This window comes from Chryseobacterium sp. MEBOG07, assembly GCF_021869745.1.
GTDB classification, from domain to species: domain Bacteria; phylum Bacteroidota; class Bacteroidia; order Flavobacteriales; family Weeksellaceae; genus Chryseobacterium; species Chryseobacterium viscerum.
Genome location: NZ_CP084579.1, coordinates 3,111,083 through 3,126,805 on the forward strand (window position 1 = coordinate 3,111,083; position 15,723 = coordinate 3,126,805).

Annotated in this window: 13 protein-coding genes; 3 read left to right on the forward strand and 10 right to left on the reverse strand. The window is 37.9% G+C overall.

What is annotated here, in order from left to right:
• Window positions 1–36 precede the first annotated feature (36 nt).
• Complete coding sequence (locus LF886_RS14380) at window positions 37–426, forward strand: hypothetical protein (protein WP_236850183.1); 390 nt, start codon at window positions 37–39, stop codon at window positions 424–426.
• A gap of 116 nt (window positions 427–542) precedes the next feature.
• On the opposite strand, the gene LF886_RS14385 is transcribed toward LF886_RS14380, so the two are convergent.
• From LF886_RS14385 to LF886_RS14405, 5 genes are all read right to left on the reverse strand, one after another.
• Window positions 543–1,193, reverse strand: coding sequence for an HD domain-containing protein (locus tag LF886_RS14385; RefSeq protein ID WP_152288551.1), 651 nt, complete (start codon window positions 1,191–1,193; stop codon window positions 543–545).
• Window positions 1,194–1,283: 90 nt separating this feature from the next.
• A complete protein-coding gene (locus LF886_RS14390) occupies window positions 1,284–2,141 on the reverse strand; it encodes an AraC family transcriptional regulator (RefSeq protein WP_236850184.1) in 858 nt (285 codons plus the stop codon).
• A 131-nt stretch (window positions 2,142–2,272) separates the two neighbouring features.
• Complete coding sequence (locus tag LF886_RS14395) at window positions 2,273–3,433, reverse strand: MFS transporter (protein ID WP_236850185.1); 1,161 nt, start codon at window positions 3,431–3,433, stop codon at window positions 2,273–2,275.
• Window positions 3,434–3,626: 193 nt separating this feature from the next.
• Window positions 3,627–4,541 carry a helix-turn-helix domain-containing protein gene (locus tag LF886_RS14400; protein WP_236850186.1) on the reverse strand — a complete coding sequence of 305 codons (915 nt, stop codon included), beginning with the start codon at window positions 4,539–4,541 and terminating at the stop codon, window positions 3,627–3,629.
• Window positions 4,542–4,618: 77 nt separating this feature from the next.
• The gene (locus LF886_RS14405) at window positions 4,619–5,416 is read right to left on the reverse strand and encodes an SDR family oxidoreductase (RefSeq protein ID WP_236850187.1); all 798 of its coding nucleotides are present in this window, start codon (window positions 5,414–5,416) and stop codon (window positions 4,619–4,621) included.
• Window positions 5,417–5,549: 133 nt separating this feature from the next.
• Between LF886_RS14405 and LF886_RS14410 the strand changes: the two genes are divergently transcribed.
• A complete protein-coding gene (locus LF886_RS14410) occupies window positions 5,550–8,888 on the forward strand; it encodes a DEAD/DEAH box helicase (RefSeq protein ID WP_236850188.1) in 3,339 nt (1,112 codons plus the stop codon).
• On the opposite strand, the gene LF886_RS14415 is transcribed toward LF886_RS14410, so the two are convergent.
• The 5 genes from LF886_RS14415 to LF886_RS14440 all read right to left on the reverse strand — a co-directional run bounded on the left by LF886_RS14415 (window position 8,844) and on the right by LF886_RS14440 (window position 14,406).
• A complete protein-coding gene (locus tag LF886_RS14415) occupies window positions 8,844–10,322 on the reverse strand; it encodes a T9SS type A sorting domain-containing protein (protein WP_236850189.1) in 1,479 nt (492 codons plus the stop codon). The genes LF886_RS14410 and LF886_RS14415 overlap by 45 nt on opposite strands.
• Before the next feature lie 286 nt (window positions 10,323–10,608).
• On the reverse strand, window positions 10,609–11,784 hold the full coding sequence (locus tag LF886_RS14420) for an acetyl-CoA C-acyltransferase (RefSeq protein WP_236850190.1): 1,176 nt from the start codon (window positions 11,782–11,784) through the stop codon (window positions 10,609–10,611).
• Between the two features lie 156 nt (window positions 11,785–11,940).
• A complete protein-coding gene (locus LF886_RS14425) occupies window positions 11,941–12,441 on the reverse strand; it encodes an endonuclease V (protein WP_236850191.1) in 501 nt (166 codons plus the stop codon).
• The gene (locus LF886_RS24050) at window positions 12,438–13,262 is read right to left on the reverse strand and encodes a GNAT family N-acetyltransferase (protein WP_317207631.1); all 825 of its coding nucleotides are present in this window, start codon (window positions 13,260–13,262) and stop codon (window positions 12,438–12,440) included. The genes LF886_RS14425 and LF886_RS24050 overlap by 4 nt, the downstream gene beginning before the upstream one ends.
• Window positions 13,263–13,365: 103 nt before the next feature.
• Window positions 13,366–14,406 carry a M28 family metallopeptidase gene (locus LF886_RS14440; RefSeq protein WP_236850192.1) on the reverse strand — a complete coding sequence of 347 codons (1,041 nt, stop codon included), beginning with the start codon at window positions 14,404–14,406 and terminating at the stop codon, window positions 13,366–13,368.
• 160 nt (window positions 14,407–14,566) lie between these two features.
• On the opposite strand from LF886_RS14440, the gene LF886_RS14445 reads away from it, so the two are divergent.
• Window positions 14,567–15,706, forward strand: coding sequence for an aminotransferase class I/II-fold pyridoxal phosphate-dependent enzyme (locus tag LF886_RS14445; protein WP_236850193.1), 1,140 nt, complete (start codon window positions 14,567–14,569; stop codon window positions 15,704–15,706).
• Window positions 15,707–15,723: the final 17 nt, after the last annotated feature.

The window sequence follows — 15,723 nt, forward strand, 5'->3', positions numbered from 1 at the left end:
AATAGTTTACAATCAAAAAATAATATACATTTAAATATGAGCAATACAGAAAAAATCATTCAGGAAATAGAAGGTTTTCATGAGAATATTGAGAAATGGTTCCAGGGAAAAACAGAAAATCAGGAAGATCTTTATCAAGAATTATTGTCCGGATTTTCACCGGAATTCAAAATGATCAATGGAAATGGAGATATTGTGACCTTATCTATGCTTTCAGAGTGGCTTCCGGGTGTATTTGGAAAATTTCCGGAACGCAGTATTCAGGTCGAAAATATAAAAGTGAATGATACTGATCATCATGGACTTGCTGCTTATATTGAAACTCAGATTACAGGAGAAACGACAACCCAAAGAAAATCATCTGCTGTCTTTCTGCTGAATGAAGAAAAGGCAGTCTGGCTTCATCTTATAGAGAACTGGATATAACTGAAATCCTGTTAAAAACAAACAGCCCGTTTATTTTCGGGCTGTTACAAAAATCTGTTTTTCAATAGCTTAAAATGATAGTATAATAATTATCATTTTCAGGCAGAAATATCAGCTTATTCCGACCATGGGGAGTGTAAAATACAGTCGCAGAAGTTTTTTCTTTTAAAATTCGGGATCATGAAAGCGCAGACATCGGCTTTTATATTTCCAAAAGTAGTGTCTGTTTTATGCTCAAAACCACCGAAAAATGTAGGAATAATTTTCTTTTTAAAATCATTTCTCGGAAAAGCTTTTATGATCTCCTCCCGATGTTCTGTACTCAGGTTTTCATATCCTTCTCCCATCACGTCCAGTCCTACTCCTGAATACATTAAGGCTACTTCATTCTCTTTATGCTCAGCAATTCCAATGGTGGTATGAAGTGCAATGGTATCCCATACCAATTGTAGTTTATCCTGGGCAATACCGTGACCTTTTAAAAAGTCTCTTGCTGCATTGGCTCCATCTACCTCAAATCTCAGTTCCGGACTGCTGTAATGGGAAACCAGCCCCAGATCATGGAATACGGATGCAACGTATAACAATTCGGAGTCGTGAGCCTTGTTTTCACGTTTGGCGTTCAGTGAGGAAAAGAGGAAAACACGAAGGGAATGGTTATAAATAAATTCTGTTCCGTGTTCCAATAGAAGTTCTGTTGCTTCTGTTGCAATTTTACTGTCCGGAATGATAATTCCGGCTACTTCTTTCATACGATTTACTGACATAGCTTTATCTAATTTTAACCAAAGGTATTCTGATTACAGACCTCTGGGAATATCAATAAATACCGATGACATGTCAAAATTTCGCAGCGTTTAAACTCCGATATGAATAAAATGACTGCGATAGCTTACCGGTGATATTTCTGTATTTTTTTTAAAGAAGTGGCTGAATTGCTCTGATGTACCAAAATTAAGCTGATAGGCAATCTCTTTTACAGAATGGGAACTGAATTGGAGTAATCTTTTGGCTTCCGCAATGATTTGCCCGTTGATGATTTCCTTTGCGCTTTTATTACTACACCGCTTACACAGTTCGCTCAGTCTTCTTGGGGTAATATTCAACATTTCTGAATAGTCATTTACTGCATGCAGGCTATGATACTGACTGCTTAACAGCTCCATGAATTTGCGGTAAATGATGTAATCCTGACTGTCGAAAGTTTCCTCTTTCACAATTTTCACATTCGCCAGTTTGATCATAATGATCTTTAAATAGGCAGCCAGCACATCCATCTGATTGGTATAAGAAGGAGTTTTGTATTCCGTCAGTAAATTTTTAAACAACGTTAAAAATTCTTCTATTTCAGTCTGCTCCGGTTCTAGCTTCTGATTGGCCGAGGCATTATTAAACAATACAGCTTTACAATTACTGGCACTGGAAGGGACTCTTTCCCAGAAACAATCTCCAAAGGAAATATGATAACCGCAAATAGCCGGATCATTTTCAAACTTGCAGATCTGGCCTTTAGACAACAGAAAAATTTCCTGACCTGCAATCTCAAAAGAATGATGATCAACTGTCAGTACACCTCTACCACGCTCTATTATTACAATATGATGATAATTGAGCCTTACAAAATGTCCAGAATAAGGAACATCATCATCCAGCCGTTTTACGGAAAAAGAATTGTCGATAACAGATTCAGTTAAAATTCTTGAGGCCGGTTTCATAGCAACGAATTTTGAATAAAGATAACAAGATTTTAAAGACGGTATTTTGAAATGCAATATTAATCTTCCTTCATGCACTGAAACATGTCAAAAACCGCCTAATAGATGTCAAAATTACCCTACAAAAGAGATTAACTTTTCTTACTGAATACTTTCATCTGCCCGGCCATAATTGCCAGTAAAATTCCAAAGCAGGCAAAAAGACCGTATGAATATCGGAGATCAAAACTTTCAGCAATGTACCCGATAAGAGGCGGCCCCATTAGAAATCCTAAAAATGAAATGCTGGACACAAACGATAGTGCTATACTTGGAGCCACTGTACTTACTTTCCCTACGGTACTGTAAACAGACGGCACACTCAAAGAACTTCCAAGACCAATAATCATAAAAGCAATGATACAAATCCATAGCTCCGGGAAGAAAACACTTAGAAAAAGACCTCCACTCATCAGTAAACCACAACATTGAAGAACAATCTTTTTTCCATATTTTTCAATGATTTTATTCCCGACAAACCGACCTAAAGTCATCATTAAAATAAAACTTGTATACCCCAGTATGACAAGGTTTTCAGGTGCTTTAACTATCGTTTGGAAATACACCCCGCTCCAATCGAACATGGCCCCTTCAATAGCCATGCTCAGAAATCCTATGATGCCCAATCCAAACAATGTAGGATTTACTGATTTAAAAATTGACCGGGTCTGTGGCTCTGCTTTATGAATAATATTGGTCAGGTTTCTTTTACTGTAAAACCAAAGTATACCAACAGCGATAAAAACAATGGCAAAATGATAAAAGGTTCCTACATGAAGATTAATCATTAATAAACCAATAACAGCTCCTGTAAGCCCCGCAAAGCACCAGGCTCCATGATATGATGAAAGAAGAGTTCTTTTCGTAATAGATTCTATTTCAATAGCCTGTGTGTTGATCGCTATATTGCAAAGATTTCCGGAAATACCAAAAAAGAACAGAACAATAGCCAAAGTCCAGTAAGAAGGTGCTAAACCAATTAATAAAAGAAAAAAAGGATACAATAGAAAGCACCTTTTAATCACCCAGCTGCTTCCATAAATACTGATGAGTTTTCCGGCTAAAACCATCGTCGAAAGCTGCCCTATCGGCATCAGAAGCAATAGTGTTCCCAACTCTGCTTCATTGATAGAAAGTGCATTTTTGATGATAGGAATCCGGCTGGCCCAGGAAGAAAAAACAAGCCCATGGGCAAAGAAAAGTAAGAAACAGGCTGTCGGCATTTTGGCATTAAAAGATTCTCTCTCGTTCATTATAACAGGGTGATAAAAATTCCTTTTGCAAAGTTAGGCACGCCCACCCATTAAAATCTAGTCCGTTTTTGTCATTTTTATGTTCCATTTTAACCAATAGATCAGAAAACAGACGTGCCCATGTCAGAAAACCGCCGATTATTATTTTTTGTCAACAAAAAAACACCCGGTATTTGAACCGGGTGTATGATATCTAATTGAATGATTGTCTGTAACTCAGAGGTGTTTTGTCTGTTTTCTTTTTAAACAGTTTATTGAAAGACTGCGGATGTTCAAATCCTAGCGCATAAGCAACTTCGGATACCGAGAAGCCTGTTGTGGTAAGATATTCTTTAGCTTTCTCAATCAGTTTTTCATGAATATGCTGTTGAGCATTCAGTCCCGTCAGATTACGGAGCATATCGCTCAGATAATGGGGAGAAAGATTGAGCGTGGAAGCCAGAAATTCTACTGTAGGAAGGCCTTTATTTAACGTTTCCTGTTTATTGAAATAATCTTCCAGCACCGTATCCATTTTGGTCAATAAATCATTATTTACCGCTTTTCTTGTAATAAACTGTCTCTTGTAAAAGCGATTGCTGTAATTGAGAAGAACATCAATGTAAGAAACAATGACATCCTGGCTCACTTCATCAATAGCGGTATTCAGTTCATTTTCAATATTGTTCAGCAGTCCTGTTACGGTAGCTTTTTCCTGATCAGACAAATGCAAAGCCTCATTGGTATCATAAGAAAAGAAACCGAAGTTCTTGATATTCTTTGCCAATGGATAGCTTCTGATAAAATCCGGATGTACCAGTAAAGTATATCCGCAGTATTCAGCGTTCTCATCGGTTGAAAGAACCTGCCCGGGCGATGTGAACATCATTCCCCCTTCATTGAAATCATAATACCCTTGTCCGTACCCCATTTTCCCAATGGTTGAATACTTATAAGAGATTTTATAAAAATTCATAATAAAACTTCTCCTCAGCATATCCTTATTGATGCTCATCTTTGTATTATCCACAAGGCTTACCAATGGATGAAGCGGTTTGGGAAGCTGCAGCATGTCATGAAGTTCCGATATGGATGAAATCTTCAAAGGAATATTATCTTTCTTTTCCATAATATAAAATTATAAATTATTTGATGGAAAAGACAGTATAAATGTCATTTACTTTATACTGTCTTCCAAAAACCTGACTAAATAAACTGTTTCCCAAACTGCTCTCTGAATGCCTCGTCACCTAATTCAAGACGTTGTGCATAGATCGCTTTTGCATCTTCTCCGGCTACATATCTCAGCTGTTTTTTGCCATCTGTAGCTGCCTCAAATACAACTTCTGCAATCTGTTCAGGTGTAGAAGCGGCTTCCATCATTCCCTCCATTTTAGAAAACAGAGAATTGGTCATGTCTTCATAAGCAGGACTGGATGCTGAATCCAGAGAACGGCTTACAAAATCGGTCTTGATTCCTCCGGGAGAAACGGTTTTAATATCAATTCCCAACGTATTAAGTTCAAAAGCTAAACTTTCGCTCCATCCTTCAAGCGCCCATTTGGTAGCGTGATAAGTAGAACCTAACGGAAAGGCAACCAGTCCTCCAATAGACGTTGTAGAAATAAACATTCCTTTTTTCTGTTCTCTGAAGTAAGGAATAAATGCCTGTGTAACGCGTATAACCCCTAATAAATTCGTGTCCAGCTGTTTTACGATCTGATCGTCAGAAAGCGCTTCCAAAGGTCCTATTAAGCCATATCCTGCGTTATTGTACACCACATCAATGGCTCCAAGTTCCAGCGCCTGCTTCACGGTAGACTGTATCTGTTCCGGATTGGTAACATCCAGCGGAAGAACAGTTACATTTTCCAAAGCAGCAAGGTCAGCTGCCGCTTCAGGGTTTCTCATGGTAGCGATTACTTTCCATCCTTTGTTTTGAAATAATTGGGCAGTTGCTTTTCCTAATCCTGTAGAAGCACCTGTTATAAAAATTGTTTTCATTTTTCTTGGTTTAAAATTACAGGACAAAGTTCAGCATTGAAAGAATCATAAGAGTTGCCAAAATGCAGTAAGCTGTAGCCAAAACGGATTCCAAAATAGATTTGTTTTTTGTAAGTTTGCTTTATCAATTCTTATGGCAGAATATATTCTTGAAAACATCAATATCAGTACACTTTCTGTATATGATCTCTTGAAACATACTTCAGACAGCACATTTATCGGAATCAGGGATTTTCGTGAGATCTACCCTGTTGCTATTGAAAATAATACAGGAATATTTACCAAACAATCTTCACTCCAGGATTTTCCCATTGTCACGATCAGCAGAATCGGCAGTTCACTACTCTGCTCCTGTACCTGTGACAACCCGAAAAACCAGCTTTGTTCCCATCAGGCAGAAATTATCCACTGTATTATCGAGGATAAAAATTACCGCCTTTTTTTTGATGAGACCCTCCGCAAAAAGACACTTATTCCTAAAGCCAAAGGATATGGTCTGGAAAATGAACCAGATCTCGACCTCTATTTTCAGCTGGAATATATGAATGGCAGCATTGAAATACTTCCTAAGATCAAGGAAATGCTTCCTGTAGATGATATGCTTACAAGAGATCTTCTTCCGCAGCATCCGTCTAAACTGGATGAACTGGCAGTATTGGAAACAGGCAAAAAACAGATATTGGTTATCGGCAAGCACCGGTATTATAACCACCTGACTTTTTCTCTGATGGAAGCTGAAACAACGCAAACCGGGAAAATAAAAAATCCTGTGACTCCTGTAGATGCCATGCAATTGATATGGAAAGCAGAAAAGCCTGCAGACATCAAATTTTACACCGCGATTACCTCTTTTCAGAATAATTACAACGAGGATTACAATCCTGCAGAACTGGAAGCTTTAAAGCTCATTGTACAAAATCCTCTGGGGCTGGAAGTCTTTTATCATGACCGCGAAATTGCAGAAACCGTTTCCGCAAAGTCACTTTCCCATGTTGAATTAAACACTTTAGATGCAGAGGTCCAATTATCTGTATTTAAGAAAGATCCGTTCTATGAAATAACGGGTGAGTTACAGTTTAATGACATTTCTGTTCCTTTTAAAAATATTGTTCTTAGAAATGAGTATTTTGTTTATAACCGAAACACTTTCAGCTTTGTAGATCATCCTGACATGCTCAGAATCATTAGGTTTTTTAAGGCTAATAATGAAATTTTACTCGTTCATTCTTCAAAATACGAAGCATTTATGCAGAACACCCTCTCTGCTATTGAAGAACGTATTCATATTAATTACAGCTATATACAGCCTGCAACAAAAGTACAGCTTGAAGATAAAAATTATAAGATCGAAAAAGTCGTTTACCTTCGTCAGCAGGAAAATTATATAGGAATTACGCCCGTTATGAAATACGGAGACGTTGAAGTTCCTGTCTATTCCCGAAAGCAGCTTTTTGATACGGATCAGAATGGAAACCCATTTAAAATAGAAAGAAATGAATCTGCAGAAGCCCGTTTTACGTCCCTCATCATGCAGCAGCATCCTGATTTTGAAGAGCAGATGGACGGATACCAGTATTTTTATCTTCACAGAGATAAGTTCCTGGATAACAATTGGTTTCTTGAAGCATTTGAGATCTGGAGAAACGAAGGGATCACTATCCTTGGTTTTAATGAATTAAAAAACAATAAATTAAGTTCTCACCGGGCCAAGATCAACATTCAGATTACCAGCGGACTGGATTGGTTTAATGCTAAGCTAAAGGTGGCATTTGGGCCCAAAGAAGCCTCTTTAAAACAACTTCACAGGGCCATTCGCAATAAAAGTAAATTTGTTCAGCTGGATGATGGCAGCCTGGGAATTCTCCCTGAAGAATGGATGGAAAAGATAGCGGGTTACTTCCAGTCAGCTGAAATTGACGAAGAACTTCTGAAGATTCCTAAAATCAATTTTACTGAGGTTTCTTCGCTATTTGAAAAAGAAGTCCTGAGTAAAGAAGTTCAGGATGAAATAACGTCTTATTCGACTCAATTTTCGACAGGAAAAGCGATTCCCAAGGTCAATATTCCTGCTGAGCTGAATGCTGAGCTGCGGGATTACCAGCATGACGGACTGAACTGGCTCAATTTTCTTGACGGGTTCAACTTCGGAGGATGTCTGGCAGATGATATGGGGCTTGGAAAAACAATTCAGATCATTGCTTTCATTCTATCACAAAGGGAGAAACGGGGACATACCACCAATCTTATTGTGGTTCCCACTTCCCTGCTTTTCAACTGGCAGGATGAGATCAGAAGATTTGCGCCTTCTATAAAAGTTGGACTGCATTATGGTGCAGACCGCCCAAAGACAACAGCTCATATGCCTGATTACGAAGTAGTCCTTACGACGTATGGAATGATCCTTTCTGACATTCGATTTCTGAAAAATTTTAATTTCAATTATATTTTTCTGGATGAATCACAGACCATTAAAAACCCAAATTCCGAGAGATACAAAGCAGCACGCCTCCTTCAATCGAGAAACAGAATTGTTCTGACAGGAACTCCTGTTGAGAACAGTACTTTTGACCTTTACAGCCAGCTTTCATTTGCCTGCCCGGGACTGTTGGGAAGCAAACAGTATTTTAAAGATATTTATGCCATTCCCATTGATAAGTTCGAGTACAGTAAAAGTGCGATGGAACTTCAGCAAAAGATAAAGCCCTTCATCCTCAGAAGAACGAAGAAACAGGTGGCCAAAGAGCTTCCGGAAAAAACAGAAACGGTCATCTATTGTGAGATGAATGCGGAACAGCGCAGGATATACGATGCTTATGAAAAGGAGCTTCGTGAATTTATCGCTGCCAATGATGACGATGATCTGAATAAAAACAGCATGCACGTCCTTACGGGGCTTACAAGGCTCAGACAGATCTGTAATTCTCCTGTTCTGATGAAAGAGGGATATTCCGGTGAAAATGCCGTTAAAATCGAAATTCTGATGGAACAGATCCTTGGGAAATCAAAAGATCATAAAATTCTTGTTTTCTCACAGTTTGTGGGAATGCTGGATCTTATAAAGACAGAACTGGAACATCACAATATTCAGTTTGAATATCTGACGGGACAGACTAAAGACAGAGGAGAAAAGGTGGCGAATTTTCAGAAAAATGAAAATATCCGGGTATTCCTGATTAGTTTAAAAGCTGGCGGTGTAGGTCTCAACCTAACCCAGGCCGATTATATTTATCTGGTAGATCCATGGTGGAATCCTGCTGCTGAAAATCAAGCCATCGACCGTACTTACCGTATCGGACAAACCAAAAATGTAATTGCTGTCCGAATGATATGTTCTAATACTGTGGAGGAAAAAATCCTTACGCTTCAAAAAAAGAAAAAACAGCTGGCCGAAAATCTGCTTACAACCGATGGAAAAAAATTCCAGGGATTATCCAAGCAGGATCTTATGAATTTGCTGGGACCTGGTTCCTAAAAATATCCTCGCTGTAGTCCATGTATTTTCCTTATGGCAATAAACCGTTTTAATTAAAATCCCTTTAAACAAATGGATTACAGTGATTCCAAAAATAAAAAAACCGACAGGTAAAGAACCTGTCGATAAAAACAAAAATTGATATGGATATGATTTAGATATGATGTGTCTATTTTTAATAATCTTTTCTGTAATGAGTTTTTGATCTTTTGTAAGAATTTTTATCAGATATGTTCCGGATATTAAGCTCTCCATATGTACGGTCATCGAATTACCTTCCAGCATTTTTTGCCCTGACATATTATAAATTTCATATTTCTCCAATCCTTCCTTCATCTTGATAGTTACGGTATTTGTTGTAGGATTTGGATATATTTTAACGTTTACTGATGCTCCTTTAGAAACTTCAATTGTTGAAAGACTTTCCGGTTGAATCTTAAGTGTATAATCCTCAACCTGACCGATAAACCACCCTGAAGGACATGGAAGGTTCTCCAAAGTTCCCATCCAGGAACTGGATTCATAAGCTTTTACCAGCCTGAAACGAGTGTCTCCCAATTGTGCACCTGCCGGAATGGTAATGTTAGCTGACGTAACTCCCGATTCCGTACTAGAAACCGGATTGGAATTGTCCAGATATCCCAGGTCAATTTTTTCATCAGCATCAAACTGATTATTATGGTTAAAATCAATATAGGCATACGCTGATACGGTATTCTGCCCATGGGTACCTCCTGTAACCGTTATAGGATAGCTATTTCCACGGTTGACCGTAAAGACAGTCGCTGTAAAATTTTCAAGAACATCCGAGTTGCCATCAATAGCACTGCTTCTAACAGTTCCGGCAAATTCTACCTTGCTTATTTCACTTACTGTAAGGCTGGTCACATTCTCTGCTCCACAGTAAGGAGCTGGGAAACTTACTGTATTCCCTATGATATTCACTGTATAATCTTCTGTTTGTCCTGCTCTTAAACTGGAATCACAAGCTGAACTGATAGAGTTAGCCGCTGCGGGATTGGAGTAAGCCTGAACATTTGTATTTTTAAGAACCCTCATCCTTGTGCTTCCACTGGCAGCATTGGCAGGAACGGTTATCGTATTGCTGATTGTAAAAGCATTGGCTGGATTAGCGGCTGCCAGTCTTCCGATATAGAAGCTTTCCCCGGCATCATCAAAATTACCGTTCTTATTAAAATCTATAAAAACAACTACATCGCTCGGAAATGTACTGGAAGGACCTTTTATTGATATCGGATAAGAGTTCCCGGACTGCAGATCGGTAGATATTGAAGTGAAATTTTCATAAATCTGTGCATTCCCGGACTGAACCGGTGACGAATTATTAATCGTTCCTAAAGTAACATTACTGATCATATTGCTGTCTGCTCCATACTGAAACGCAGGCATACAATACTGTAATTGGGCGTTCATCAGTGAGCAAAGTACAATACCAGAAAGAGTAGTTATTTTTTCATTTTTCTTGTTTAAATTTCTTGATACAAATTTATGTTTATTTAGAATTAATAAAAATAACAACGTAATGATATTTATCAGCTTATCAAAAATAAGCGTTTTATACTTGATTATTACGCATGGAATAATTCAAATTACTCATGGATAATCAATTTGTTATATAAAAAATACCTTCCCCGAAATTGTACTCGCAGGAAAGGTATTTTATATTTTAAAATAAGAAATAGAGGGAATTTTACATCTTTTATCCTATATTTTCAATAAGAATTGCTGAGGCTCCCCCGCCCCCGTTGCAGATGGCAGCAATACCGTATCTCCCTTTTTCCTGATGCAGGACGTTGACCAGTGTTGTGATAATCCTTGCTCCTGAAGCACCAATCGGGTGTCCTAATGCAACAGCTCCGCCATACACATTTACTTTGTTCAAATCATACCCAAGAATTTTCTGATTGGACAGAATGACTGAAGAATAAGCTTCATTAATTTCGAAAAAATCGATATCAGATAAGCTAAGACCAGTTTGTTTCAGAAGCTTTTGAATGGCTAAAGAAGGTGAAGTCGTAAACCATTCCGGGGACTGGGCTGCATCTGCATAAGCGATTATCCTTGCCAATGGCTTAAGATGATGATGTTCTATAGCCTCCGAAGATCCTAATACTATTGCAGAAGCTCCGTCATTCAAATTACTGGAATTAGCGGCTGTCAATGTTCCATCTGCTTCAAATGCAGGTTTCAGCAGGGAAATTTTCTCAGCGATAAGTTTATCAATATCTTCATCTTTATCCACGATCGTCGTTCCCTTTTTTGTTTCAAAGGATACATGGATCAGCTCATTACTAAATTTCCCGTTTTTTGCGGCTTCCTGAGCTCTCTGATAGGAAAGTAATGCATATTCATCAAGTTCCTGTCTGGTGAGCCCATATTTTTTCACTCCCAGTTCGGCAGCACTTCCCATATGGAAGTCATTATATACATCCCAAAGGCCATCTTTAATGAGGCCATCCGTAAGACTGGTATCTCCCAGCTTTGTTCCCTGACGGAGTTTCGTATAGTGCGGAACATTGCTCATACTTTCCATTCCGCCCGTCATAACGATATTCTCCAGCCCCAGCTGAATCTGCTGAGCGCCAATGATTGCAGCTTTCATTCCGGAAGCACAGACTTTATTAATCGTTGTTGCATCTTTATCCACAGGGATTCCTGCAAAAACAGCTGCCTGCCTTGCCGGTGACTGGCCCAATCCAGCACTTAAAACATTTCCCATATACACACTGTCTACATACTCAGGAGCAAGCCCAATACTTTCATACGTATTCTGTATTGCTATAGCACCCAATTGAGTTGCTGTAAATCCGGAAAGGCTGCCCATAAATCCACCAACAGGGGTTCTTTTGGCTGCCACTATAAATACTTCTTTCATAAGACATTATTTTACAATATACCGATTGGTATTATTTTTATTAAAAAAATTCCCTCTTTTATTGATGAGGGGGATATACAAAGATAGCAAAATATACCGATTGGTATATTGATGATGTTAAAAAAGTCTTACTTTCTACAGTAAGACTTTAATTTTTTATGTTCTGCTCAGTTGATCCAGTTTTTTCAACAGCGTGGGTATTCTATAATCTCCATGCATTTGTTCTACTTTTAGCTTAACTTCATCTACATCAAACCCTCTGGCCGTTACAAAAAGCGGTGTTTTACTTTCCCCACGGAAAACACTTCTCCGCTGTGAATCGGGAGTTGTAAAATCGTTCTTTGCAATCCCAATAATAGGATGCTTTTCTTCCAGTGCTTCATAAAGATGTCCGCCTAAGCCAATTTTCCCATTGTTGTCAAGGGTAACATATCCGTCAACAATGATAATGTCTTCCGGTTTTAATGCTATTTTATTTAACAGGCTCAAAATACAGGGCAATTCTCTTTTGTAAAAAGCTCCACTTTCATATTCTGAAGTCACAGGAGTTTCTTCTATAAAAGTTTCTATTTCTTTTTCAGAGGTCCAGTTTTCAAATGCAATACACACTGTATTAGCATAATCCTCGTAATAATAGGTATCAAATGCGTAAATCATATTTTCTCTTCCTTAAAAAACTCACCAAAATGCCATAAAATCCCGGACGGATCGTGTACAAAACACTCTTTTCCCCAATCCATCGTTCTCACAGGAGTAAGTCTTACATTTTCATATCTATCTGTAAGCTCTAAAGACAAAAGCTCCTTCCAGAATTCGTCTGTATCGGCAACTTCCATAAAAATCATGGTATTGTCAACCCATTCTTTTGCATAATAATCCTGAAGATAGAAACCTATTTCCTGCCGTATAAAAAGGGACAGCTTAGGCTCAAGCACAACTTCTTCAAACCCAAGATCTTTATAAAATCTTCTGCTGTTTTCAAAATTTTGTGCACCAATAAACGGTCTGATTGATTTTAGCGGAGATTTCATGATATTTTTATTTTTCCAACTTTCATAAGTCATTTCAAACTTAACCTCTCCTTTTCCGTGCGTTCCTGCTTCCTTCCAACCGGATTTCCTGTAGAAGTTTACAGCCCTTGTCCCAGGCGAAGTACCAAGCCAGACATAGTTTTTATTCTGTTCAAAATACCAGTCGAGCATTATATCATGAAGTTTTCTGCCAATTCGCCGGTTTTCAAAATCAGGATGTACAAACAATGCCCATATATTATTGTCTTTAAGATCCGCAATAGAAAAACCTACAACCTGACCTTCCACTTCACTTACCCATCCTTTTCCTCTTTGAAACAAAAATTCTTCACAATCTTTATCAGTAACCAATCCTGGATCTGAGAGTGTGTTTTCCTTCACAGAATTTCTTACCACCTGAATCTGCGGAATGTCTTCTGGTTTTGCTTCTCTGATTACTATATTCATGGTGATTGTTTTGTTGATTAAGGGCATGAAGTGTTTTTCTTACCCCTTGTCAAGGTTTAAAACCTTGACAAGGGGTAGAACCAATCCAAAATAAAACTGGTGGTTATTTCTTGTCAACAACAATTCTTTCTTCTCTGTTGGCAATATCCCAGGCGGTTGTAAAAATAAGCTGGGTTCTTTTCTGCAATAGCTGATAATCTATCTTTTCAGGATCATCACCTGGTTTGTGGTAATCTTCATGAATACCGTCAAAGAAGAATGCTACAGGAATATTATGTTTGGCAAAATTATAGTGATCTGAACGGTAATACAGCTGCTCAGGGTCATTCAAATCATCATATTTGTAATTAAGTTCCAAGTTATTGGTTCTCTTATTTGCTGCTTCATTGATCACTTTAAGCTGAGAACTTAACATTTCCGAACCAATCACATAGACGTATTGTTTTCCTCTGTTAGCAGGATCATCACGTCCTATCATATCAATATTAAGGTCAACAACAGTATTGGCTAATGGAAAGACAGGATTCTCGGAGTAATATTCTGAACCAAACAATCCATGTTCTTCTCCTGTAACATGCAAGAACAGAATAGATCTTTTAGGTCCTTTTCCTGCTTTTTTAGCTTCCTGGAAAGCTTTGGCAATTTCCATGACAGCAACAGTTCCGCTTCCGTCATCGTCAGCTCCGTTGTATACCACTCCATTTTTTGTTCCCACATGATCATAATGTGCTGAAACAACCACAATTTCTTCTGGCTTTTCACTTCCTTCAATAAAAGCCAGAATATTTTCAGAATCAGAAAGGTTTCCACCGCCTCTTTTCTTCATAAATTCTGACGGAACCTTCTGATAATAGGAACCTAATGCTTTAGGCCCTGAAATTCCGAGGTTCTTATAATAATTGATCATATACTCACCCGCTTTTTTCTGTCCTTTGCTTCCCGTATCTCTTCCTTCCATATCATCTGCAGCAATCACGTAGAGATTCTTTTTTAAAGCTTCAGCGCTTATCACTTTGTATGCATTGTTAAATGCATTACTATGTTTTGTGGAAACAGGATGTGAAGCATTCCCATCAGATATGTTTGCCGATCCACAACTGGTTACTACAGCCATGGCAAATAGCGGAATAAGTATTTTTTTCATAAAAAATAAATTTCTTAAAAATAACAAATTTTATTGAATCCGAATGGAAAAAATAAATAGGATAAGAGAACACCTGCTTCTACACGAATTTAACAATACGTCAATTTTAAATTCAATACGGTATTGAATTTTTATTATATTTGATTAAAATACAAAATAGGTGGATGAAATTTACGGATTTACTCATTATTCCTTTTTTACGGAAATGTCCGAACTGGCTACCAGACACGGAAGCTTTGATCTTTCTCTGGGACTTCCCGACTTTGATATTGACGAGCGTCTGAAAATATTTTTAAAAGAAGCTTCTGAAAAAGATACCTATCATTACGAACCTCTTGCCGGTAGCCCCCTTCTGATTGAAAGCATCATCCGTTTCAATGCAAAACGGAATCATAAAATCACGATTAGTTCTGGTGAAGTCACCATTGTTCCCTGTGCAACCTTTGCTTTATATACTTCCCTCAAATCTATTATTAATCAATATGATGAAGTCATCATTATTCAACCGTCCTATTACACATATGGACCTGCTGTTGTCATGAATGGTGGAATCCCAGTCTATTATGATCTTGAAGGTAATTTTACGATCAACTGGGACTTATTTAAAAACTGCATTTCGGAGAAAACCAAAGCGATTATTGTCAATTCTCCCCAGAACCCAACGGGAAAAGTATGGAAAAAGGAAGACTGGAGCCAGTTGTACGAACTGATTAAAGAGCGTGAAATCTATTTGATTTCCGAAGAAATATATGATACCTATTGCTATAATGAAACTGAACATTACAGTTCCTTTATTCATCCAGGCCTCAGGGAAAAGACATTCTGTATTTTTTCTTTTGGCAAAATGTTCCATACTTCCGGATGGAAGGTCAGCTATATGCTCGCTTCTAAAGCATTAACTGAAAATTTTCAATGCCATCAGCAATATATTTCTTACAGTGCCAATGCTCCTGCACAATACGCTATCGCAAAGTATCTGGATGTATTTGACCCAGCTATTAATAAAGAAATAATGCAGAATAAAAGAGATATTTTTAATCAGCTGATCCGGGAAACTCCTCTGCAAGTGGAACAACAGGCGGAAGGAAGTGTTTTTCAGATTGTCAATTTCCGCAATGTTTCTAAAACAATGACAGATGTAGAGTTTTCAAAATGGCTCACGATTGAGAAAAAAGTTTCCTGCCTTCCCCTTTCTGCTTTTTATAATTCAAGAGATAATTCAGATTATATCAGGTTTAGCTTTGCAAAAAAAGATGAACTGATTATTCAGGCAATGGAACATTTGAAAAGGAATCTTTGATTTTTTCCATATTAGTT